We start from the raw sequence: 22,149 nt of genomic DNA on the forward strand, positions 1-22,149 counted from the left end.
TCACTCCCCGTCGGAGGATTCAGTCGCTTCCTCCAGTCGGGTAAGTCGTGTTTCGAGCTTTTCGAGCCGGGCTTCTTGTTCGAGATCGATCGAAATCAGCGCGGGGTAGAACGGCTCTGTGTGGTTGAGGTAGCCGCTCGCGTCGGCGTGTGCTCGGATATAGGAAAACAGCTGATCGAAGTGCTGTTGATCCTCTCGACGGAGTCCCCGTCGATAGTCTGACCACAGGTTTTCGAACGCCCGGAGGACGTCACGATACGTGGGATTAGTGCGACCCATCAGCAGGCACCTCCGGGGTCTGTGGGCCTGTCTGAGCGGCATCGTAGATCGGCTGACGAGCATTTAGGATCTCCGCCCAGAATGCGAGCGTCGTCTGGTAATGGCCGTTCCCGAGCGGATAGACAAGTGTCTCGAACGAGTCAGCGATGAAGCGAGGACCCATGCGTGTGTGCTTACAGCGAATCGTCTCGATCGCGGCTGCTTTGATCGGATCGGTAAACGAGTCTGCACAGGTTCGTGTGACCAATATCGGAAAGTCGTATTCCCGAGCGATGCCAGCGAGTTCAGCGAGAATTCGAACAAGCATCTTTGTCGCGTCCTCATCTCGAAGCGCGTCGTCCTTGTACATCCCGTCGAGGGCTGGCAGGACCAGCAGGGTCGTATTCGCATCAACGGTCTCTGTGAGGTCCTCTACGAGGCTGTAGTGCTGGAAGGGAGTGAATGCACGCGCCACCTGTATCCGATCCAGTACCCGCTGATCGGAAGCTAATTTTGCAAGCGGCTGTGTTCTCGCGTGACCGTGCGTATCGACCCAGTACGCGGTGCCTCGGGTGAGCGAAACGTGATCGACGATCAATGCGTGAAGCGGGCTGATCGATCCGTCATCAGAGGCAAGGAGTCGTATTCCTTTACCGAGGGCGGGGAGTTCCGGGATCGGGAGCTGATCTGTATCAGATCTCATATCACACAGAACGGTCGAAATCGGAATAAGACTCGGCGTGTCTTTTCCAGACCTGCCAGAACCGAGGGAGGTATGCAATCAAACTCGACACCCACGGACAGTTTCGACGTTCAGAAATCCTGTTCCAGATCAGTTCCACAAACAACAGTGGAGTATCGATTGCTATCCTCAGGAGCAGGTTGATACACATAGGAACCGTACCGTTTCTATGTGTGGACGAAACGCTCTGTTCACCCCTCAGGGCGAATTAGAGGCGCGATTCGGGGCAAAGATCGTCACCGATGGTGGGTACACCCCGCGATACAACATCGCACCAGGTGATGGACTCGAAGTCATCACGAACGAGGCGAGCGAGGAGATCGACCAATTCCATTGGGGACTGATTCCGTTTTGGGCTGACGAGCCGGGAGAAGGTATCATCAACGCTCGATCGGAGACCGCTCACGAAAAACGAACATTCGAGGACGCCTGGGAATCGAGACCCTGTCTCGTCCTCTCATCGGGATTCTACGAATGGCAAGAGCGAACAGGAGGTCCAAAGCAACCATATCGTATACATCGTGAGGACACTCCCGCGTTCGCGATGGCCGGTCTCTGGGAGGTCTGGACGAATGGAGAGACAGAGATACCGTGCGTGACAATTCTCACCACAGAACCGAACGAGATGATGAAATCGATTCACGATCGGATGCCCGTAGTGCTTCCGACCGACGTCGAAGAGACGTGGCTCGCAGCAGATCCATATGAACGACGAGAATTGTGTGGGCCCTACCCCGACGAGGACCTCGAGGTGTACGAAATCTCAACTCAAGTAAATAACCCCGGAAACGATGATCCCTCGGTGATCGAACCGCTGGATTACGACCAGTCCGGACTCGACCATTTCAGTTCCTGAGCGAAAGGTGATAGTCAGGAAGGGTGGTAAGGGTACGAGGGTACGTAACGAGGGTACCACACTCACTGCGATGGTTGACCTTTCTAAATATAATCTTGGTCGAAAGAGTTTGAAATCCGATAGAGTCGGTCTCTACTCGTACCCTCAGCAGCGATCAGCCCGTAGCGATCCATCTTTGAGAGATACGTTCGAACGGTCCGATCGCTTTTCGGACTCTCAACTCGCTTGCGATACGAGGTGTAGAGATCACTTGGGGCGATTTCGCCTTCTTCTTGAATGACCTCATAGAGTGCTCGTTGATGATGTGTGAGCGTATCCAGATTCTTTCGGTGCATCTCGCTTTGTGCATGCGGGATCGCCTCCTCGACGATCTTCTCAGTGATTCGCTCGCTCTGTTCGTGCATCGCCGTTCGTGCGGCACTCCGAAGAACGCTGATTGCGAGACGAGCATCACCGGCAGCGGCGTCGGCGATCGTCGCTAACACGGTTTGATCGACAGCACCTTTCCGGAGTCCACGTTCAGCACGGGCGTGCAGAATCGCCGTGAGATCTTCTACACCATACTTGTCGAACCGGACTCGATCGCAACCCCTATATCGACTGATAATCCGTTCGTCGAGATCGGCAAAGAGCTCCTCCTCACGATTGGCGATCAGCATTGTCGAGAACTGCGGGAGCGCGTAGAGATCGTACAAAATGCGTTTGTCCTCAAGTTGGTCGACTTCGTCGAGAATCACGACGCAGTGTGGTCCGTTGTATTCTCGAAGTCGTTCGATGAGCTCGTCGTGTGGAGTCGATTGCCGATGGATGTTGAGCGTCTTTCCGAGACCCTCGAGGATATGATAGACGGTCCGGAACTGCGAGTGTGCCTGCCAGCAATTGACATACTGAACCGTAGCGTCGAGGGTTTCTTGTTGGAGTTGATCGGTGACAAAGCGTGCGAGACAGGTCTTCCCTGCACCTGAGGGACCGGTGAGGAGTGCAGATTCGGCCGGCTCACCGTACGAGATTGGTTCGAGAACACTTGCGAGATGGTTCAACTCCTGATCCCGGTGAACGACTTCTCTCGGGACGAATTCAGAGCGGAGTACACGAGCGTCCCGAATCATGGCGAAGATGGCTGTCTCGGCCATATTAAGTGGTGGTGTGTCGTTTCCGGAATTGCCAGAACGCGTAGCACGGGCGTCAAACGATATTGATCACCACTGGAAGTCAGCATACAGAGTATAAACAGAAACGTTAGGTCGAGGAACATCCAGTATCCAAAGATTAGGGCATGCGCGGGCGACGCTGTCCCAATGGTAGAAGGGTTCAGATCGCCCGCGTATCATGGGACACAGTAACATCATTATTAACTGTTGTGGTCCGGTAGGGAGCTTGTGTATTAGATCAGAGGACTCTCGATACTCGATCAGCCTTGTGCAACAACCTTTTAGAGTGTAGCCACTTGTTGCACAAGGTGATGACGCAACCTACCCCACCGTCAACTCTCCCGGCGTATATCGCTGAAGGGCTTCCGAAACAGGACGACGCCACCCTTCGGGACGCTCGTGAGTTTATCGATCAACTCCTCACAGATCGCGAACAGCGCCGAGAGGAACCAATCACCGAAGACGAGCTCCCCGATGACGCCGAAGTCCTCAGGGAAAAATCGGACGGAACGGTCTACCTCGAGTACCGAACCTGTGGCGATGACACCTGCAAATGCATGACCGAAGGCAAAAAACATGGCCCGTACAAGTACCGAGCCTACCGAGATGGGGATACAGTTCGCAGAGAGTATCTCGGGAAAGCTGAGGAAAGGAAGTAGCGGCGAGTTGCGTCCACCCCGATGAGCGTCCGTTAACATGAACCGACGTAATGAAATCCGCTCTCCGGGGACAATTGTTGTCCCTGGAGAGTACCTCTCCGCCGTATCTGGATTGAGGCGGAGACAGGCGGAGAACAGGCGGACTCTCCAGTAACCGACACTTGTTTTCAATTACACGTGTTCGGTTGTTTTCGTGTTTTGGTTAGATTAGTGTGATGTCGCGGTGATTTCTGGATCCGTGGACACGCTCTCCCGGAGACAACAATTGTCCCAAGGAGTGATGCTTGCCGTTTGTATCTCTGGTCATTGCTCACTGTCTCCCGTCGAATTCGTTGTTTCTCCGGGAATCGAGGAGTCTTCGGGGAGGATGAGTCTACGCTCCTGGTAGGAGAGACCATTCTGTTTCTTCTCCTTTTTGCGAATGACCAGCCGGTTGTTCGATAACCGGAGTATTGCGTCGAAGGTCCGTGAGACGAGCTTTTTCCCGTACTCGTCTGAAACGCTCTCTCGTGCTCTGATCGCAGTTTTCAGGTCTCCTGCCTCGACATACTGTCGCACGCCTTTCGATCCTCTCTTCCAAAGACTCCCCGACTCGTTACGCTGGCTCCAGAGCCAGACCGCGATCCTGACGTCGATGTTCTCGCCCTCCAGATCTTCGGTGTCCCACGTCGCCAGCTTCTGTATCGGAAGGAGATCGGCGTACGCGAGTTGCGGCTTCTCATCGCGTTCTAACGGATCATCAGTGTTTAGAAGTCGATAGTAGTACTCTCCGTTTTTCAGAAACCGTTCGATATCGGCGTTCTCTGGAAGGCTATCGGGATAGAGACTATTTTCGGGCAGGTAAGCACCCTTCTCTATCTCTCGAGCTTGAAGTTCGGCGAGAGCGGTTTCTAATTTGGCGATGCTTTCCGTAGTCGAGGTTCTGAAATCTGGTAGTGCGACATTAGGGGAGGTCTCGTCAAGTCGCGATTCGAGTTCCGTGATTCGCTTCTCTTTCCGTTCGAGTTCCGTCTCTAATTTCTCGAATCGGCCAATCTGTTGTTCGAGAGATTCGACCCGCTCACTTAGACTCTCGAGTACTTCGCAGTCCCCTTCTGGAGAGGCGGCCTCGATCGACTCAGCGCCCGTCGACACCCTTCCCTCCTCTTGTGACGTGTTCACCGCGTTTTTCTGACCCTCCCGAAGACTCAGGTTTTCTTGAAGACTCAGATTGATTATCGCAACGGCGGACGTGCTGGGGCCATTGCGAGATTGGGATTTCAGTTCCACACTTTGGGCACGGACGATTCTCAAACCCACCATTTCGTATCACCTCACATTTACGACAGAGGCGCTGAGCGAGTTTTTGGGCCTCAATTTCGATTAGCTCGTAGTACTGGCCGTTGTTTCTACAGAGAGGATTCCCGTCCTCATCGATGTAGTGATACACCAGCTCGTTATGGAAGTTTGACTCAGGGAGTAGGACCTTCTCAGAGTCTTCTTCGCTCGGCTGCTCTGTATCGGTATCCCGATCGGTAGAGCAATCGTTCGTATGAGTAACTGTTTTATCAAGTCCGGACGATGGTTTTGATGGCGTCATGATAGTAGGGTCTGGCAGCACTCGTTTCCGAGAGCGAATATCGGTAAAGCGGGTGCTGTTGGATTCTATGATGGTCGTAGTCGATACTTCTCAGAGGGATCGATCGACTGTCAAACGACGCCCTCCGTCGGGGGCAGTCACTATGTCCCGGCTTGGCAACTGAGAGCATAGAGACAATCCCCGATTCCGGAGTTACGCCGCTCGACGGCCAATCCCTGGCCACTTGGAGTGACTGTCTTAGTTTATGAGTTCGTTGTAGCATCTGTCGTTCCTCCTAAACGGCACCCAACGAGCGTGCGATCCTCCCAGTCGATCATCACGCTCGCTTTTCGCGCAGTGATCATCGCCGGTAGCGTGTCGTCTGTATGTATATCTCGAATTATACGCTGAACTTTGTCCACGTACGCGGATGTCCTCATCCTTATTCTAGCACGAGGTGTTATTAGATCAGATATGCTTTTGAGGGGTGACACGAACCTTTCTGCAAGCGATGGTCCAGCGTGTAGAGTGGTTTGCAAAAAGCGATTATCCATTATTTTCTTTCTTCGAATACCATGATATCCAGGTCTCTCCCAAGGTTGTTGGAGAGAATCTCGGGTACCACCCTGGATACATCGGACGTCGACTCCGAGCGTTGCGGGATGCTGGGCTACTCGATCAACACGACAATGGACTCTACGAGCTCTCTGATCTCGGCAGGCAGTTCCTTGTGGGCGAGGTTTCCACTGAGTAGATCGAAGCCCTTGATCCCGAGTTGGAAGACTAAGAATGGCGATTCTGTGCTTCTGAGGCTGATTATCTGCTCTCCAACTACGAACCTGAGTTCTTATTTCCTTCCTTTGTACTTGGGAATCGCCATCGACCATAGCAAATTCATCTCGATGCGAGGATCATAATTTCACCCCAGGTTACAGTGTCACCTCCCGTGAAATTGGTTTGAGAAATATTATGCTTTGGATTGCTACTGAGGGCACTTCAGAGAATAACTGTGGTTCGACCAACAATAAACGCTGCAGCGGTTAGGAACATTCCGTACTTCAGGAGAGATTGCCCAGCTGTGGGATCGTTGAAGCTAAGATAACCGGCGTATAGCATCGCCCCGTTCGCGGGTATTACGAGAAGAACATAGATCACTCCAAACATCCCTAACAGATATGGAACTGGCGTAATTGCGACTGTGAGACAAAGGAATACTACACTGATAACGAGTGAGTGCTTTTCTCCAATGACAAGAGGCAGAGTAGTTATCCTCTCCTTCTGATCGCCCTCTATGTCTTCGACGTCTTTGATCACCTCTCGGCTAAATGTTGCTAATGCCGCTAGCACAAATAACACACCGGGTGCAGCAATATCACCGACCGCTGCGCCTCCAAACAGAAACGTACTCCCACCGAGATACGCCACTACAGCGTTCCCAACCCCCGGTATTCCTTTAAAGATTTCCGTATAGGCAGCAAGAAGGATAATATTGAGAACGGCGATAGCGGTAGCGATTATCGGCAATGTGAGCGCCAACGCACCGGCACTAACGAATAACACGATACTGAAGACGAAAGCGGTATTTGGGGTAACTAACCCGCGTGGTAGTGGTCGATCTGGATTGTTAACCTGATCCGTTTCGATATCGAAATAATCGTTGATGGCGTTCCCCGCTGCTGTCGCTAGAACTGTTATAATAGTCGCGATGACAACGGCTTCTGCGCTATTGATAACATTGCTCCCCTGGGCAACGAACGCTCCCGTGAAGGTCAATATCCCAGCTACGACTGCGTTTACTGGTCGAGTGAGTTCGACGACACCACGAACGTTATCCACTACCACCATTATCAGCATCTTCACATCCTTGCCTAAAAGGAAGCCGAAATGCACGTATAGGGTCGTTCAAGAAAATACCAATTATATACTCATCTCCATCGTTACGTTCAATATTATGGGTGAAAACCGAAATGGCAAGGTAGCGTTCCAGATTGTCGTGAAAGATGAACGATAACCACGTTTACGAAGATCCGGCGGTCACAAATCCAATCACTGGTGAGCAACACATAGTTCGTGAAGCCATCAATGAATACGTTGATTCGGCTCGACTCGATATTTTACGAGCGATCGATGAACAACCAGTAACACCTTCAGGTATAGAAGATCGTGGATTAGTGACACGGCAGACGGCGTCTGAGTATCTCTCCGAATTTATGAGGTGCGCTTTAGTTGACCTGGACCGAGATCACCGGTATGTCCTTACATACGGTGGAAAATTCGCACTTGAATCAGTCGAGAACTGTCTTGAGGAAATTACCCGCGAAGAGCTCGCTTTCCTTTCTCGATCTCCTCGGCCATTCAAATTGCTCCAATTTCTCAGAACCGGCCCAACAGAACCGCGCGAGCTTGCGAACGCTAGTCCTGACTCACCGGCCCGGATAACGATCTGGCGTGTGTTTCAGGCGTTCGAAGATTACGGATGGTGTGAGTCGCGATCGGGAAAATACCATCTCATTCGTGATGGCGAGGACGCTTTATACGCATACCAGGATCTTATTGAGCGAAGCGAACAAGCAATCGCTAAGGCACCGTTTCTACAGCGGCTTTCGACAGACCTACCGGACTTTCCGACACATGCCCTCGCTGATGCCGATCTGGTGTTCTCCGAAGCTGCCTCACCAGGTCTGGTGGTCGATGCTGCTCTCAAGCTTTGTGATCCCCGTACTCGGCGTTTCCGGATTGTGACCTCCGTGTTTCAACCCACCTTGTTCAAAGCTTATCATAAGCTCGTTAAATTAGGCGTGACACTGGAGCCAATCGTCGATGCCTCCGTCTATGAACGAATCTCACAAGACGAAAACCTTTGGTATCTATTTGATAATTCGGAGCACGAGAATTATACTCTGACGCGGCTTGAGGAACCACTTACATTAGGAATTGGACTCTATGATGATCGAAAAGTAGCGGTAGGTGCATATAACGAAATCGGCGATGGCAACCATGTTGCTGTGATTATCAGTTCGAACGATGAGTTGATCGAGTGGGCGAACAAGAAATACAAATACTACCGGCAGCAGTCGATTGATCCAGTTGATCCCTCACTCGCGAACAGAGCCTCCAACACCACGTAAGAGCCTGAGAAGGGTAGCTCACCAATATATTCTTACAGTTCTGATTTGGTGAAGCAGTATGGCATCACAACCAGAAATCCCTCCAAGCCCCTCTGGCCATCCTGTGATCGGTCACGCTCTCGACCTTGCACTCACTGTCGACAATATCGAGCCCGGTCAGGCTTGAATGTAAAATCGGATAAAGTGCACTCATCAGCTAATTACCTCTCTATAAGCCTTTACGTCCGTATCCCAGCTTGCAATCCTTGAGGACCATTTATACGAACCCAACCGCGTAGACGTATTGAAACCCGATAATTTATCACCAGAGTCTTCGGAATCGTTCCTATGATCGAGATTCCAGACACTCTTCGACTGCTTTTTTCTTCAGAGATCGAACAGAGAGACGGTCGGTATCTGATCAAGCTACCTGCAGACCAGATCGATAGATCAAATCCGGCAATTCGGTCTGGTGAACAATATCGCGTCGCGATCATCAAACCGCCTGATGGATCTGAACAGGCTACCGACTCGAGCGAGGCTCATACTGAATCCAAATCCAAGAGCACCCAGGGTCCACCCGTCAAAGCGGGCGACGTTCGAACCGTTACGATTGAGGCTATCGGCGACCAGGGTGATGGCATTGCGAAAGTCGAACGTGGCTACGTCGTGATTGTTCCCGGTGGCGAACCGGGTGACGAACTCACCGTCCGAATCGAAGACGTCCGAAAGACCGTCGGTTTTGCAGAGATGATTAGCGGTCACGAGTGACCGACTGGATCTCATACGGATTTACAGAGTGTAAGGCTGTGAGTGAAATCCCGAGATTTCGCATCTCTACCAGGCTCCAAGTGTAGAACAGCCGTTTCAATTGCGCCGGTGTTTTATCAGAGCAGTTGATTACTCTCGGCTCGTCACCGTTACTCGTCGATCTTGAGTTTGAACTGGTTGTTCTCGACCGGTGCATTCAGTACGACACTCGTATTGCTTGCCTTGATATTCGAATCTCTCAGTAAGGACTTGATCTGATCGTTCATGTCATCGGTATCGCGGAACTTGCCAATCGCGACGATATCGTCGTCACCAGTGACCTCGTAGACGCTCGTAAGCTGCTCTTCGCCCACGAGCCGTTCGGTGACCTCCTCAAGTGCATTTCCTTCGACCTTCAAATGAAGAATGGCTGTGACGTCGTAGCCGAGTATATCGTAATCCACCTTCGGGGTGTACCCCATGATCGCGCCTTGTTCTTCGAGATCCGAGAGGTGATTCGAGATCGTTGTCACGGAAACGTCCAGTTTATCGGCGAGGCTTCGTAGACTTGCGCGCCCGTCATCTAAGAGGGCATTCACGAGCTTCGAATCGAGGTTTTCATACGTCATTGACCACCCGTATCAAGCCAGAGGACAAAATTGTTGTGAATATACAAAGCAGAAATGTTGGATCTTTCTTCTAGAGCAGACGTAATGAAATCACTCGATCCAAACAACACGATAGGAGTGAACATAGATATTATATAATACAACTGGATTTCGTATACTCCCAACATACAGGACTGGAATTCGATATATGACTCATGAACCTCCCTACTGCCGTTCTGCTAGGGGTTCAACAGCAGTTTTCCGGAGTTACGTCTCGACTCTATGAACATCGATGGTGATCCAAGGAAGATCACGTTCTTCGAAGGCGTGTTTGATCTTTTCAGAGTCTACATCATCGCTAAACTCGTGCTCGTTCCACTGACCCCCACCAACCCCCTTGTTGTGATCTATCGTATTCACAAATCCAAACATCACGAGCTTTGAGAGGTGGTTGAACATGCCTCGTTGGGTAAGCGGGGCCTTTCCGCTTGCAGTGTTGTAGTTGTGAACAACTTGAGCGTACGCCGAATGAATTGTACGCGTGCGAGCAGGTGTGAGACCCGCCTCGTCGAGGTGAGCGAGGGCTTTCAAAATGTAGAGTTTCTCGTCGTCTTGATCAACGATCGACTCGACGATGTTACCGTACTCTAGATCCTTGTCGGCCTGACGGATATCGACTTCCTCGATCTGCTCAGAGCCCTTTTCTTCAGCGATTTCAGCTGACCGACGAAGAAGTCGAATCGCTCGGCGTGCACTCCCCGACGCCTCCTGATAAGCAAGCGCTGCACACAGTGAGATCGTCTCCTGATTATATGAGTCCTCATAGAGTGCGATCTCTGCCCGAGCCCGAAGAATCTGAGAGAGCTCTTCTGCGTTATAGGCTGGGAATTTGATTTCGGTTTCACAGAGGCTATCTTTCACCTTTGGTGAGAGGTTTTTCCGGAACGTGTAGTCGTTACTGATGCCCACAACACCGACGCGAACATTCTCGACGTAGCCGATGTCCCTGGACCGTGGAAGCTCGTAGAGAAGCGTGTCATCGCTCCCGATTTTGTCTACTTCGTCGAGAATCACGAGTACTGTACCATCGAGCTTGTCCAGTTCCTCGTACATGATATCGTAGACGTCCTGTGGGGCGTACCCGGTTCCAGTGATTCGATTCCCCTTATCACGTAGCCGGTTCACGATTCCAACGGCGACCTGGTACGAGGAAGTCTTGTGATCTCCAGTGGTGAAATTCTCACAGTTGATCCAAACGACATTGAGAGTGATCTGCTCGCTTTCATCAAGCTGCTCGTTTTTGAGCTCGATATCTCGCTCTAGATTCTCTCGAAGATACTTCGTCGCTGCCGTTTTTCCGACCCCGGTATCCCCATACAGGAATGCGTTCTGAGGAGGGCGTCCTTTGTAGATAGGTTTGAAAACACTAGTGTACTGTTTTAACACGTCGTCCCTACAAAGGATTTCTTCAGGGGTATAATCCTCCTCGAGGACGTTAGCGTTCTTTATTAGTTCTACCTCGTCCTCGAATATCGAGTCCACTTCGTCCATGTTGGTGTCAATCACACCTGCACATACATGAGTGTTTCCGGAGTTTCCTGAGTTTCTTGAGACTCCCGAATAAGTTACCTCTCACACAGCGGTTTTCCTGAGTTGCCCACCCGAAGAGATAGTCCAATCGCTGTACGGACCATCTCTCACAGCGGGTTTCCTGAGTTAAACGCATGAGGGAACCACCTTCACTTCATTTCCACCATGCTTACTACTACTATACTACTTATAACTAGGTGTAGTAGTAGTAGTTACCGGTAGTAGATAACGAGAAAACACGAACACAGGGGCACGTCTGACAGCGGTTTTCCTGAGTTATCCTTCTAAAATCTCACTCTATTTATAAGGGTGTGATGTGATGGTTGCTCGTCTTCTCGTAGATCGTCTCGTGCGGAACTCAGGAAAACCGCTGTGTGAGTGGTCCACCGTGGTTCGGTACTATCATCGGTACCTTCGATTGTACTGTTTAACCTTGTGCAACACTCACTCCGATCTACTGCCTCTTGTTGCACAAGGCCATCCAATTTTCTGTTCGCTCGGTCCAATCGATGCTACGGTCACAAACTAAAACGGCAAGCAGAACAGTGACGGCGGGGATGTGGAGCTTCAGAACTGATCGTAATAGTCCATTTCACGGTCGTCGATTTCCTTTTGTACGTCTGAGTCGACTCCCTCGCTCGTGTCCACGACGTCACCTGCCGTTGACTCCTCCTCGGGTGGCACATCCGGCGGGGACTGTTCTACCTGCTTATCGACCGATGGCTCAGATAGTATGGCAATCCCCTCGGAATCACTCTCATCGGAAACTGGTTCGCATATCTCCACGTCATCAGTACGATCGTCACACCACGCCTCGACCGAGGAGAGCTTACTTGTCTCGGGACCATACATCACGAGATCTTCGTCCATTTCCCGATCGTCGTTAGGGACGACCGCGATCCGCCATTCGGTCGGGTCGGGGACGTCGTTGCTCCCGTACTCTCCGAACAGGACTTCAGGCACGAGGGGATCGTAGATGTACGACCAATCGTCTTGGAGCGGGCCCTTCCCACCGTACTTACGTTCGACCTCCCCGCCACGCTCGACGACGTAGACCTCCCGATCAGAGTCATAGTAGCTCACAGCCGGGTAGTCTGTCGGATCGCGATCTCGGAACTCGTCGGGTCCGCCGAACCGGGCGAACGTCTCACCGCCACCACGCTCTCGACAGACGATCTCGCCATCTCCGGTCTCGATCCACTCGGTGGAGACGTCGCCCGGAAGGACGGCGAAGTGCTCGACGTCGGCTTCCGGGTGCGTGTCGTGGCGACGTCGAGTGTAGAACTTTCGGGCGGCATCCTCCGGCGTCCGTGACGCCGTATATGGCGCGTCACCGTCCGAACCGAAGATCCCTGCGAGCCGTTCGGCGTGCTTCGTGAAGCCGTCGCTTCCACCATCCGATACCACGAACAGCAGCTGCTCCGGACTGGGTGCCTTCGCGGCGTTCTTGATCGGACCGCCAGGCTTCGTAAGCCCCTTCGACTCGGCTTCGATGTAGAGCGTTCCCGTGCCCGAGAGCGCCAGAATCTGGGGATACTCCTTGGAGAGCCGAGAACGGAGGATCTGCTCGCGCTCGTCCTCGGTAAGCGCTTCGAGCGCGCCCGGTGGGACCACGTCCGGCGGCACCTCGCCGATGGCGTCCGGCAGTTCGTCGCCGTCCTGGGTTGGGAGGTCCATATCATAGCCGTAGCGCGTCCCCCATTCGTAAACCCGCCGGAGCAGATAGCGGTGAGCGTCGGTCCCACCCGATCCGCCGCTCCCCGTTTCGAGACCGATCACGCCGCGTCCGTCGTGGGTGACCTGCACGGTCATGCCGTCTTCGCCAGCCTTTCGATCGAGGGCCCCAACACCGACGAGTCGTTCGATCAGGTTTGCCGCCTGACTCGGCGCGGTTCCCGTCGCGGTCGCGATGGCCTCGTGAGCAAGTTCGTTTGGGATTGCCTCACCCCGATCACCATCCTTGATGCTCATGTCGTAGACAGCCTTCAGCGCCATGCGAGCCGTCTCCGCTTGCTCAACGTCCATTGGCTCGTCGCTATCAGGTCCGACCGTCTGCGTGTCGCCTACGCCGGCAGCATCGGCGGCCTTCGAGCGGGGGGTCGCGGCGAAGAACATCTCATCGAGAATCTCCCGGCCCGACTGTCTCTGGACGCCATAACGTTCGGTCGATCCCTGGATGAGGCCGTGAAACACGTCTTCGATCGAATGAAGCGGTGGGTACGGCGGGGTGAGCATCGCCAGAAAGGCGTCATCTTCACTGTTGAGCTTCGTCCGCGCCTGGTAGTCGGGGATGTTCGTTAGGTCGTCTGGATCGGCCCCACCGAAGCGTTTCGATAGAACGCGCGCCTCCTCCGGTAGGTTCGTTGTCAGCGCGAGCAGGGTGTTACAGTTCTGGAGGATCGCCTGCTGAGTCTCGTCCTCGAGGCGGTGGAGATACTGGGTCGCGAGCATTAAGCTCAGGCGCTTCGATCGCGCTTCAGAGAGGATCGTTTCGACTTTCGAGGCCTCTGTGAGTACCGTGTGACACTCGTCGATCATCAGGAAGAACGGATCGTAGCCGACTCCTGGCTCATCCATTCCGGAGAGTTCACGAACTTTCTTCTCCGACTCGCTGATTCGGTCGCAGACGCACGTCCAGATTCGACGCATGATCGCCGTCGCGACCATCCGCTTGGCCTCATCCGGCAGGTTATTCTTCACGATGATGATCTTTCCCTCGTTTACCGCTTCGGCGATCGAGACGTTGCTCTCACGCTGGGCGATGATCTGCCGGGTCATGGGGTTTTCAACCCAGTCTTTCAACCGGCCAAGCAGTGGGTCGATCTCGCTGTCCCCGAGTTCGTCAGCGATCCGCCGTGTGAATCCCTGAAGGAACAGAATGTCATCGTCGTCGATCTCGTCACCGATCAGGTTCGCGTACTCTTTTCGGTTCTCCTCGTCGAGGAGCGCGTAGTACATCTCGATCGGCGTGAACTCGCGGGGATGGCGGATCATGCCCCGGACCATGGTCTTCATGATCCGGTCCATTCTCGGACCCCAGTACTCGCCGGCGGCAATCAGCTCCTTGAAGTCGTCGACGATCCCCTCGATCTCCTCGTCGAATCCTGGTTCACCGGGTTCGTGGTAGGTCTGAAACATGTTGAAACCGACCGTGCGATCGAGATAATCGTCGCCCGGTGCGATGTAGATCACGTCCTTCCACCGGTCCTTGGGAACTCGACGAAGCAGGCCATAGATGTCGTCGCCCTTCGGGTCGATCACGCAAATTCCGTGACCGGCGTACATGAGCGCCGTCGCGTCGTTGTACATCTTCGTCGTCTTCCCGGACCCCGTGGTACCGCCGTAGAAGATGTGGCGAAACAGCCGGTCGAACTCGACAGGCACCTCCCGACCGGTGCGCTCGGAGACGCCGATCCATAGCGGTTGCTCAGGCGCGTATTGGGCGTTCTCGATCATGGCGCGAGGCCACGTGCCGGCAAAGGCGTCGACCTCCTCCTCGGCGGGATCGTACCGGTGGATCATCCACTCCTTGCCGTTGATAAGCACCGGTTTCGACGGGTCGTCGTCGCCAACGATCCGTGGGCCGAAGCTCTGTGGATCGGTCGCCGGGTCGTCGTCGGAAAACGGGTTCAGTCTCATGCTGTCGCCTCCGAGGGCTCATCCTCGCTGTCAGTCCGACCGGAGTCCTCGAGGTCGTTCTGTTCAGGCTCCTCTGGTGGGCCCTGCTCGCTCTCGTCGTAGATCGCCGCGACGTCGTACTGCCAGCGCTCATCTGCCAACTGGTGCGAACGGTCCTCTTTCTTCCACTCGAAACTCTCGGTCTGATAGTCGGAGAATCTGGCCGCGTCGGCGGGGACGTCGCCGGCGTGGGAGGTGAGCGACCACTCGACGTTCTGGGTGTTGATCGTCTCGTTCGGAATGTGCATCAGGCCCGCAGCGCTGCGGACGCCCATCACGATCTTCTCGTCGGCCCATTCGCGAGCGAACGCCTGCCGAAGGACGGCCTTCATGTCCTTGCCCTTCCGGGGAACGGGCTCGAAGCCCTGCTCGGTTGTCGACTCGTAGTACCCCTCGAACATCTCGGCGGTCTCGTCGACACGGGCGATCGCCTCCTCCGGGTCGTCCGACACGGCGAGGATTCGAACGTTCAGCCGGAAGCCTTTCTCGCCGCGCTGTCGCCGGACAATCTTCGAAGCCCGGAGGTCTTGATCGGAGGGCTCGCGCTCCTCGCCTTCGAGACTCGACTGTTCGGGTCGCGCTTCGTACTTCAGCGCGTCGACCATGGTGAACTCCTTGTGCGGCTGTTTCAGCTCGTCGGCTATGTCGTCGATCCCAGCCGACAGCAGCCCACCCTTCCACCACTTCGCCGATGCCGGGCGGAAGATCACCTGCACGGCGACGTCGGTCTGAACGTCGGTCTCGCGTTCGCCGATCATCTCGGCGGTGATCGAGCCGTAGGGATCGTTCTCAAAGCCCTCGACGTCGACGTGCTTGATCGGGTAGAGGTGTTTTCCGTTCTCGCGCTGCCGGAGCCGGAGCGTCGCGACCGCGACGTGGCGCCCCTCCTGGAGCGGAAGCAGTCCTGGGTGAGGGTGCTCACTCACCTGGATATGCGCGTCCGGGTAGAAGGTTTCGAGCTGGCGCTCCAGCTGACGCTGATCTTTCTTCCGACCCATCACGTACTGAAAACCGATCTTCCCGTTGATATTCCGCATTTCGTAGGCATGGGTCGGGGCGTCGGACTTGCTGAGCATCGGCAGGCCACGCGATCGGGCCGAGTGAACGGCGGTCAGAAGGTCGATCCCGTTCTCGATGCCGCCGCCGTCCTTGTTCGGTTGAATCGAGACGGCGTGACGTGGTGGCGTGCGCTGCCGTAGGTCGGCGATCGCGTCCTCGGTGAGCGTAAGCGTCCCGTACGGGCTGACACGTCCGAGACAGCGTTTTACGGCTCCCTGAGCGGTCTCAGAGAACCAGCCCATCAGGTCCACCTCCAGTTACAGACGTCGTCGTGCTCGCGAAGGTACTCCTCGTAGTCCTCGCCGTGCTTCGAGGGGTCGTACATCAGCGCCGTGGCTTCGCGAGGGTTCTGCTCGCGGTCCATGACGATACGAACCGGGAAACAGCCCTCGTCGTCGACGTGGACGAGGGCCTCTGAGTACCCCTCGGCGGCGTTCCCCTTCTGAAGTTCGCTGATGATCTCCGTCTCCTCGGGAGTGAGACCGAGGTCGTCGGCCCACTCAGGCCCCATGCCCTCGACGTACTGGTAGATCCGTGTCGTCGTAAGCTCGAGCATGACCTGCGCGTTGTCGGTCAGGTGGACGTTCCCCTCCGAGTCCGTCCCGAACCAGTCCTTGTGACTCTGGGTCCCAACGCCGATCGAGAGATCCCAGTGGCGGTGGTGACGGTACTTCTGGTTTAGGCTTTTCACCGTGGTGTCGTCCCGGAGGAGGTAGTGGAACTCGTCGCAGAAGATCATGCCGCGCTCCAAACGCGTCTTCACCTCGTTGTAGAAGAGGTCGAGCAGCAAGTGCATCATGAGGCCGCCACCCTCCTCGTCGCCCTCTTTGGTCTGGAGATCGGCGTAGACGAAATCTACGTCCGCGAGATCGACGTCGGTCTGATGTGTGAGGTGCTCGAGCTCGCCGCCGGGCTTGAACGCCTCCACCTCGTTGTTCACGATCTCGATCGCCTTCCCCTCCCGCTCAGCGACCATCTTCTCGTTCCCCCCGTCGTCGACGAACGGGCCGGCGTCCTCAGCCATCTCGCGGATCACGTCGATCGCATCGAGCGGCGTCGGGCAGTCGCCGGAGAAGCCGTTGCGCTCGCGCCACTCGGCGGCGTGCGACTCGGGGTTTTCGCCGATCCCGTAGTTTTCGCCGGCCTTCTTGATCGCCTGCTTCCACACGCCGCGCTTTCCGCGAAGCGACATACCCTCCGCAGCGTAGTACAGTTCGATGAAATCTACACACTTATTGACCCATTGACGGTACGGCGCGTCCTGGCCAACGACGTCGAGCTTGTCCTCCGGCGTGGGGGCTATATCGAACGGGTTGAGGTAGGTCGAGCCGATCACGATCCGCTCACCACCGAAGATCTCAGCGAGGTTCGCGAATTCCTGAAGTGGATCGATCACCGCGACGAACATCTCGGGGTTGAGCGTCTTCTGTCGCCAGATCACTTCGGAGGAGGTGATCGTCTTCCCCGCGCCGGTCTTCCCAACGATCGCCCAGTTGTACCCACCGTCGCGAGCGAACAAGTCCGCAGCCATCGGCTCGTTCGTCGCCATATTGTCCCCGAACTCGACGCCGCTCTCCTCGTAGAGATTCTGGGTCGTCCATGCGTTCGTTGTCGCGAGCCCGTCGGCTCTCATCTTCACCTTCTGGCCGATCTTGTCCTGGCACGCCGGCGCGAGCGTCTGATAGCCCCGATCGTGGTTCCGGTGGAGGACGGTGACGCGAGCACCCTCGTCTGAGAGCTTGCTCTTGATCGACCGGATTGCCCGCGTGAGCGCGTCATCCGAGAGCGACTGCACCTCGATGTACGTTTGTGCCTCGAACATATCGTGCTCGCTCGCCAGGAACGACCGGAGCATGGCGCTCGCCTCTTGCTGCTCCTCTCGGTAGCGGTCGGCGAACATCGAAAATTTCGAGTCCTCGACACGCTCGGCCTTATCTTTCAACGCGTCCTCGAGATCGGCCAGCTCCCGTTCGGCCTTCTGCTGGTCCATTACGTCTATGTGCGTCGCGACGTTCACCGCGACCTCGGGATCGTCGAATCGGATCACCGTTTCCAGGATGCCCTCGGTCGGGTTCTTCGGCCACTCGGAGATGAACATCGTCGCCGAGTAGAGTTCGCGATCGACACGAACGTACTCGTTCTCCGAGCGGTCGAATTCCTCAGGAGCGAGTAGCGAGCGGAACTGCTCGTTGAGCTCCTCGTCCGTTACGGCGACGTCAACCACGCCGGGGTCAACGGCCGGGGTGTCCGATCCCCACTCGATCGCCGGCCCTTGTGTATCCACACCGCCGTCGGTGGCCTCGGCCGTTCGCGCACCGTCGACGTCAGCCTCCGCCGGGTTGTCGGGCGATAGCGGGCGTTCAGGGTCGTCAGGGGTCTCGCCGGGCTCGGGAGTCCCATGGCTCTCGCGGTCCATCGCAACGAGTTTGGCGTGCTTCTCGGCGATCGCGAGCCGAGAGTGGGTCTTGGCGAGCGTGTCCATCCGGTCGCGCCGGGCTTCGACGTCGAGATGTGAGTAGGTCAGCTCGTACTCGGGATCGCTCGCGTAGTCGGGGTCGGCCTCTGGATCGAGCGCGGGGGCAGTGCCCTCCGAGGGCACGACGACCGGGCTCTGCCGCACGAGTGACTCGTAGTCGGTGTAGGCGTAGGCGTTCGCCGCCTGGTAGTGGTCCGCCGCGACCTGCGCGAGCTTCGTCGACGGGATCACCGTCGCGCCCACGCCGTCGAGTCGCTGGATGTTCGAGGCCAGCCTGTCGAGACGGTCCTCCAGGAGGCGTTTCATCTCGGGGACGTGCTCGCCGCTCTGACGGAGCTGATAGAGCTTCAGGTTCTTGTACGCTCGCCCGACGAGCGGCACGTTTGCCAGCCCGCCCTCTATGTCGTCTTTTCCGACGACGTCCTCGGGTTTGACCTCCACAATCACGTAGGGGTCGACCACGAGCGTCGAGAGGTCGTAGTCGGTGACCACCTCCGCGCGCTCTTCGCAGAGATCGGCGTGGACCTTCTTGCCGACCGGGAGATCCTCGTAGTCAATCTCCGCCGCCGGGGCAAGGCCGTCACCGGTCGCGATGATCTCCGACCGCCGTTCTTGATAATTCGCGATCCGAGGGGTGTAGTCGACCATCCTCATGTACTCGACGACCTGGATTGAGCCCGAGAGCGCCGTGTCGAGGATCTTCGCGTAGACCCTGACCTGACGCTCCCATGCTTCCGGCCCTGCCGTGACCATGTTGGCCGGCTCGACGCGCAGCGCACCGACAAGGTGACCCTCGTCCGTCTCGATCGCGGGCGTTCCGTAGTAGGCGCGCTTGAACTGCACGAGGTCCTGCGCTCTCGGCCGGCGCCCGTCGTCCTCGGCCTTCTCATCGATCGACCCAGCACCGCCGACGTACGGGATCGCGGAGACGCCGGGAAGCCGGGCGATCCGGGCGAGAATCGAGTCGTTCGTGGGCTGTTCGATGCCGGAGCTCTCGGGATCTCTGTCGTATAGCATGATGTTCTGGTGGGTGTAGTTCCGCAGGATCATCTCGACGTACTCGCGAGCGTTCATCCAGGGCTCTTTCGCCAAGACGAACGACACGCCGATCAACGTCCACACGATCGCCGTCAGGTAGACGAGCGCTCGCGGCCCCGGTGGGACGAACTGCCGGGCGGCGAACCACAGCGCCGCGCCGGGGAGCAACGCTGCCCCGAGCTCGAGTTTGCTCACGCCGAAGACCACCTGGTCGCCGGACGCTCCGGTGAAGATCTTATAATCGGCGTGATCGGTTCGGTCCGTGTCAGTGTTGGTAGGCATTCGTTGATTCTCCACGTTCTACGGCTGCTCTCCGAGCTTTCCAGATGAGGAATGGTTTTTCGACGATCCTGTGGCGCGTGCTCTCGCAGCAGCCCTCCGGGCGCCCGCTGAGATCGATCGCTTCGTTCCGCGGAGCGCCCTCGAGGACGCGCCGCTGTCTCTGTTCTTCGCCCACTTCCCGGCCCGTCGAGCGCCGGCCACGGCCTTCCGACCGCCATAGTACGCCCCGGCGCCCGCGAGCATAGCCCCGCCGCGAGCGACACACCGGTTCGGGCCGAGCACGCGGTCTTTGAACGAGCGCTGCCCGTGGACCGCCCAACCGCCACCTCCGTCTGCTCGCCCGCGTCGACGGCCGCCGACGGTGCCGGCGGCTCCCATCGCCGTCCCTGCCGCGACGCCGCGCATCGACAGTCCGATCAGGAGGAACGAGCCGGAGACAAGCAGCGGGATGATGATCGCAATGAAGAAGATCCCCATCGTCGCCGCCAAGTTCGCGAAGAAGTCCACCCCCTCGGGGACGAACTGCCATTCTGCTTCGTGGGCGATTCGCAGCAGGATCGCCGTCGGGATATTCATCGTGAGCAACGCGTAGTACTGCCAGATCAGGACGCTCCCAACGAGCTTTACCTTCTGCCAGATACCGAGGTACGCGAGGATCAGCAAGAACGGCAGAACGAGCGGGAAGACGAACAACGCGGCGTGACGAAGGCCATGGATGATCGCGAGGATTAGTGCCTTGATTCCACCCGTGAGGTAGAATCCGAGCGCCATCGAGAGCGGGCCCGCCGCTGCCGTTTCGTCGGCGTCGGCGAGCGTCTCCTCACCGATTAGCTCCTCGCCATCCGGGAGGAAGAACTGAGTTGCGCTGTCAGAGAGGGAGTGGATGAGTGCCGCGAACTCCCACGAGGCGACGACGAGGATCACCGCGAATATCGCCGCACCGAGGAGCGACAGCATCCGGTGGTGCGTGATCGCCGAGAGCGACGGCCCGATCAGGACGCCAATCGCCGCCAGACCGAGGATTGCGGCGGTTAGAGGCATAATAAACGGTAGGTAGACGTTGGCGTAGAGGTCGACGTAGAGGTGGCTCGCGAAGACGTCGTACTCATCGGCTGCCGTGTCGTCGGCGGTCGCCTCGCCGGAGCCGATCGGTTCAGGGCCGCCGATGATCCCCAGGGGTCCGTCATTGTGGATCGTCGGTGTCCCGAGTAGGTTGTTGAACACCTCGTCGACGAGGGTGACGAACATTTCGTGAAACTGCACCGCCATGTACGACCAGATGTGTTCGGTTGCCTCCGCCGGCGTCGGGACGTCCGGGACGTCTGGGATCACGCCGGAAACGAAGTCTACCGTTCCGTCGAGAAGACCGTCTGAGATCGATGTCCCGCCCCCATCCTCCTCTTCTTCGTCGTCGCCGTCAGTGTCGTCCGCCTCCACTTCACCGGAGACCGGGTCACGATCGTCGCCGACCCAGTTACCTTGATCGCCGTCCGAATCGTCGGATTCGTTCGAGTCCTCGGTATCATCGTCATCTCCTGGCCCGGGACCGGGGCCGTCGGTCTGACCGACCACATCCACGCCTACGTCGGACGTGGAACTCGAGACCGGATCGGGACCAGCCACCGCCGGGACGACGGCTCCCGAGAACCCGATCGACAGCGCCAGAAAAAGGACGACAGCGATCGTTGCGGCCCGACTCAGCCTCACGTTAGGCCCCTCCGATCAGAGGAACGGCGAGCATCCTTCCTCGGCGCCCGGACCCCCGGTGTAGCCGAGCGCCATATCGATGAACGTGACGATGAAGACGAACCCAATCACACCGACGATCACGCCGACGATCATCACGTTCCCGAGCGCTGTCGCGCCAGTGAACAGCGGGAAGGCGCGGAGCAGTAAGCCCACGATCGCGACGAGGACCAGCATACCCAGGACGATCTGCCAGAGCATCTCCGTCGTCTCGTAGATCAGCGCGCCGATCCCCTCGGTACACCAGGCGAGCACCGGTTGAGTCGAAAACATGAACAGGACGGCGATTGCGAGTAGCCCGAACGCGATCGGTCGAAGCCGGTCGTTCAGCCGTCGGTGAGCCGCCTCGTCGAGACGCTTCAGGCGCATGAGCTCCTCTCGTCCGTTCCTCCGGACGTTCGCGATAGTCACAAGGACTACCGCCAGAAATTCCCTGATGCTGGTTCTCTTCAAACCTTCGCCGCCGGTCGCGTGCTTGTCGTCTCTCATTTGCTATCATCGGGGCACTCGGCCCCACAGGCTGATCGCGAGGGGCGCCACGCTGTCGCGAATTCCTATTTCATCATACCCCTCTATGATTGCCATAAGCGC

Annotated in this window: 17 protein-coding genes; 5 read left to right on the top strand and 12 right to left on the bottom strand. The window is 56.6% G+C overall.

What is annotated here, in order from left to right:
• Nucleotides 1-279 (bottom strand): hypothetical protein, encoded by a 279-nt coding sequence (locus V2L32_RS00970; protein ID WP_331232431.1) that lies wholly within the window; start codon nucleotides 277-279, stop codon nucleotides 1-3.
• Nucleotides 266-961 (bottom strand): P-loop NTPase family protein, encoded by a 696-nt coding sequence (locus V2L32_RS00975; protein WP_331232269.1) that lies wholly within the window; start codon nucleotides 959-961, stop codon nucleotides 266-268. The genes V2L32_RS00970 and V2L32_RS00975 overlap by 14 nt, the downstream gene beginning before the upstream one ends.
• Before the next feature lie 208 nt (nucleotides 962-1,169).
• Between V2L32_RS00975 and V2L32_RS00980 the strand changes: the two genes are divergently transcribed.
• On the top strand, nucleotides 1,170-1,856 hold the full coding sequence (locus V2L32_RS00980; protein ID WP_331232270.1) for an SOS response-associated peptidase: 687 nt from the start codon (nucleotides 1,170-1,172) through the stop codon (nucleotides 1,854-1,856).
• A gap of 83 nt (nucleotides 1,857-1,939) precedes the next feature.
• Here V2L32_RS00980 and V2L32_RS00985 read toward each other — a convergent pair whose 3' ends face one another.
• Nucleotides 1,940-2,965 carry a Cdc6/Cdc18 family protein gene (locus V2L32_RS00985; protein WP_331232432.1) on the bottom strand — a complete coding sequence of 342 codons (1,026 nt, stop codon included), beginning with the start codon at nucleotides 2,963-2,965 and terminating at the stop codon, nucleotides 1,940-1,942.
• Between the two features lie 353 nt (nucleotides 2,966-3,318).
• On the opposite strand from V2L32_RS00985, the gene V2L32_RS00990 reads away from it, so the two are divergent.
• Nucleotides 3,319-3,666 (top strand): DUF6788 family protein, encoded by a 348-nt coding sequence (locus V2L32_RS00990; RefSeq protein ID WP_331232272.1) that lies wholly within the window; start codon nucleotides 3,319-3,321, stop codon nucleotides 3,664-3,666.
• Nucleotides 3,667-3,969: 303 nt separating this feature from the next.
• Here V2L32_RS00990 and V2L32_RS00995 read toward each other — a convergent pair whose 3' ends face one another.
• Complete coding sequence (locus V2L32_RS00995) at nucleotides 3,970-4,935, bottom strand: hypothetical protein (protein ID WP_331232273.1); 966 nt, start codon at nucleotides 4,933-4,935, stop codon at nucleotides 3,970-3,972.
• A gap of 800 nt (nucleotides 4,936-5,735) precedes the next feature.
• Here V2L32_RS00995 and V2L32_RS01000 point away from each other — a divergent pair.
• Nucleotides 5,736-5,978 carry a phage repressor protein gene (locus V2L32_RS01000; RefSeq protein WP_331232274.1) on the top strand — a complete coding sequence of 81 codons (243 nt, stop codon included), beginning with the start codon at nucleotides 5,736-5,738 and terminating at the stop codon, nucleotides 5,976-5,978.
• A 242-nt stretch (nucleotides 5,979-6,220) separates the two neighbouring features.
• On the opposite strand, the gene V2L32_RS01005 is transcribed toward V2L32_RS01000, so the two are convergent.
• Nucleotides 6,221-7,069: a geranylgeranylglycerol-phosphate geranylgeranyltransferase gene (locus V2L32_RS01005; protein ID WP_331232434.1), complete on the bottom strand. Its 849-nt coding sequence runs from the start codon at nucleotides 7,067-7,069 to the stop codon at nucleotides 6,221-6,223.
• A gap of 155 nt (nucleotides 7,070-7,224) precedes the next feature.
• On the opposite strand from V2L32_RS01005, the gene V2L32_RS01010 reads away from it, so the two are divergent.
• Nucleotides 7,225-8,352, top strand: a complete 1,128-nt coding sequence (locus V2L32_RS01010) for a transcriptional regulator FilR1 domain-containing protein (RefSeq protein WP_331232275.1) — start codon at nucleotides 7,225-7,227, stop codon at nucleotides 8,350-8,352.
• Nucleotides 8,353-8,679: 327 nt separating this feature from the next.
• Complete coding sequence (locus V2L32_RS01015) at nucleotides 8,680-9,102, top strand: TRAM domain-containing protein (protein ID WP_331232276.1); 423 nt, start codon at nucleotides 8,680-8,682, stop codon at nucleotides 9,100-9,102.
• Between the two features lie 149 nt (nucleotides 9,103-9,251).
• Here the strand turns inward: V2L32_RS01015 and lrp are convergent, their stop codons facing one another.
• From lrp to V2L32_RS01050, 7 genes are all read right to left on the bottom strand, one after another.
• Complete coding sequence (gene lrp / locus V2L32_RS01020) at nucleotides 9,252-9,710, bottom strand: HTH-type transcriptional regulator Lrp (protein ID WP_331232277.1); 459 nt, start codon at nucleotides 9,708-9,710, stop codon at nucleotides 9,252-9,254.
• 246 nt (nucleotides 9,711-9,956) lie between these two features.
• Nucleotides 9,957-11,240 carry a Cdc6/Cdc18 family protein gene (locus tag V2L32_RS01025; RefSeq protein WP_331232278.1) on the bottom strand — a complete coding sequence of 428 codons (1,284 nt, stop codon included), beginning with the start codon at nucleotides 11,238-11,240 and terminating at the stop codon, nucleotides 9,957-9,959.
• A gap of 606 nt (nucleotides 11,241-11,846) precedes the next feature.
• On the bottom strand, nucleotides 11,847-14,918 hold the full coding sequence (locus V2L32_RS01030; protein ID WP_331232279.1) for a type IV secretory system conjugative DNA transfer family protein: 3,072 nt from the start codon (nucleotides 14,916-14,918) through the stop codon (nucleotides 11,847-11,849).
• Nucleotides 14,915-16,258, bottom strand: coding sequence for a hypothetical protein (locus V2L32_RS01035; protein ID WP_331232280.1), 1,344 nt, complete (start codon nucleotides 16,256-16,258; stop codon nucleotides 14,915-14,917). The genes V2L32_RS01030 and V2L32_RS01035 overlap by 4 nt, the downstream gene beginning before the upstream one ends.
• Entirely contained in the window at nucleotides 16,258-19,812 is a 3,555-nt protein-coding gene (locus V2L32_RS01040; RefSeq protein WP_331232281.1) for a VirB4 family type IV secretion system protein, read from the bottom strand. Before V2L32_RS01040 ends, V2L32_RS01035 begins: the two co-directional genes overlap by 1 nt.
• Before the next feature lie 18 nt (nucleotides 19,813-19,830).
• Nucleotides 19,831-21,519: a hypothetical protein gene (locus tag V2L32_RS01045; protein WP_331232282.1), complete on the bottom strand. Its 1,689-nt coding sequence runs from the start codon at nucleotides 21,517-21,519 to the stop codon at nucleotides 19,831-19,833.
• Nucleotides 21,520-21,534: 15 nt separating this feature from the next.
• The gene (locus V2L32_RS01050; RefSeq protein WP_331232283.1) at nucleotides 21,535-21,927 is read right to left on the bottom strand and encodes a hypothetical protein; all 393 of its coding nucleotides are present in this window, start codon (nucleotides 21,925-21,927) and stop codon (nucleotides 21,535-21,537) included.
• Nucleotides 21,928-22,149 lie beyond the last annotated feature (222 nt).

This window comes from Halalkalicoccus sp. CGA53 (assembly GCF_036429475.1).
In the GTDB taxonomy this organism is placed as follows: Archaea; Halobacteriota; Halobacteria; order Halobacteriales; family Halalkalicoccaceae; genus Natronorarus; species Natronorarus salvus.

Coding starts and splice junctions, on each gene's coding strand:
- V2L32_RS01000 (WP_331232274.1), top strand. CDS start 5,736: ATGGTCCAGCGTGTAGAGTGGTTTGCAAAAAGCGATTATCCATTATTT.
- V2L32_RS01015 (WP_331232276.1), top strand. CDS start 8,680: ATGATCGAGATTCCAGACACTCTTCGACTGCTTTTTTCTTCAGAGATC.
- V2L32_RS01050 (WP_331232283.1), bottom strand. CDS start 21,927: ATGCGCCTGAAGCGTCTCGACGAGGCGGCTCACCGACGGCTGAACGAC.
- V2L32_RS00980 (WP_331232270.1), top strand. CDS start 1,170: ATGTGTGGACGAAACGCTCTGTTCACCCCTCAGGGCGAATTAGAGGCG.
- V2L32_RS01005 (WP_331232434.1), bottom strand. CDS start 7,069: ATGGTGGTAGTGGATAACGTTCGTGGTGTCGTCGAACTCACTCGACCA.
- V2L32_RS01010 (WP_331232275.1), top strand. CDS start 7,225: ATGAACGATAACCACGTTTACGAAGATCCGGCGGTCACAAATCCAATC.
- V2L32_RS01030 (WP_331232279.1), bottom strand. CDS start 14,918: ATGAGACTGAACCCGTTTTCCGACGACGACCCGGCGACCGATCCACAG.
- lrp (WP_331232277.1), bottom strand. CDS start 9,710: ATGACGTATGAAAACCTCGATTCGAAGCTCGTGAATGCCCTCTTAGAT.
- V2L32_RS01035 (WP_331232280.1), bottom strand. CDS start 16,258: ATGGGCTGGTTCTCTGAGACCGCTCAGGGAGCCGTAAAACGCTGTCTC.
- V2L32_RS00990 (WP_331232272.1), top strand. CDS start 3,319: ATGACGCAACCTACCCCACCGTCAACTCTCCCGGCGTATATCGCTGAA.
- V2L32_RS01040 (WP_331232281.1), bottom strand. CDS start 19,812: ATGCCTACCAACACTGACACGGACCGAACCGATCACGCCGATTATAAG.
- V2L32_RS00970 (WP_331232431.1), bottom strand. CDS start 279: ATGGGTCGCACTAATCCCACGTATCGTGACGTCCTCCGGGCGTTCGAA.
- V2L32_RS01025 (WP_331232278.1), bottom strand. CDS start 11,240: ATGGACGAAGTGGACTCGATATTCGAGGACGAGGTAGAACTAATAAAG.
- V2L32_RS00975 (WP_331232269.1), bottom strand. CDS start 961: ATGAGATCTGATACAGATCAGCTCCCGATCCCGGAACTCCCCGCCCTC.
- V2L32_RS00985 (WP_331232432.1), bottom strand. CDS start 2,965: ATGATTCGGGACGCTCGTGTACTCCGCTCTGAATTCGTCCCGAGAGAA.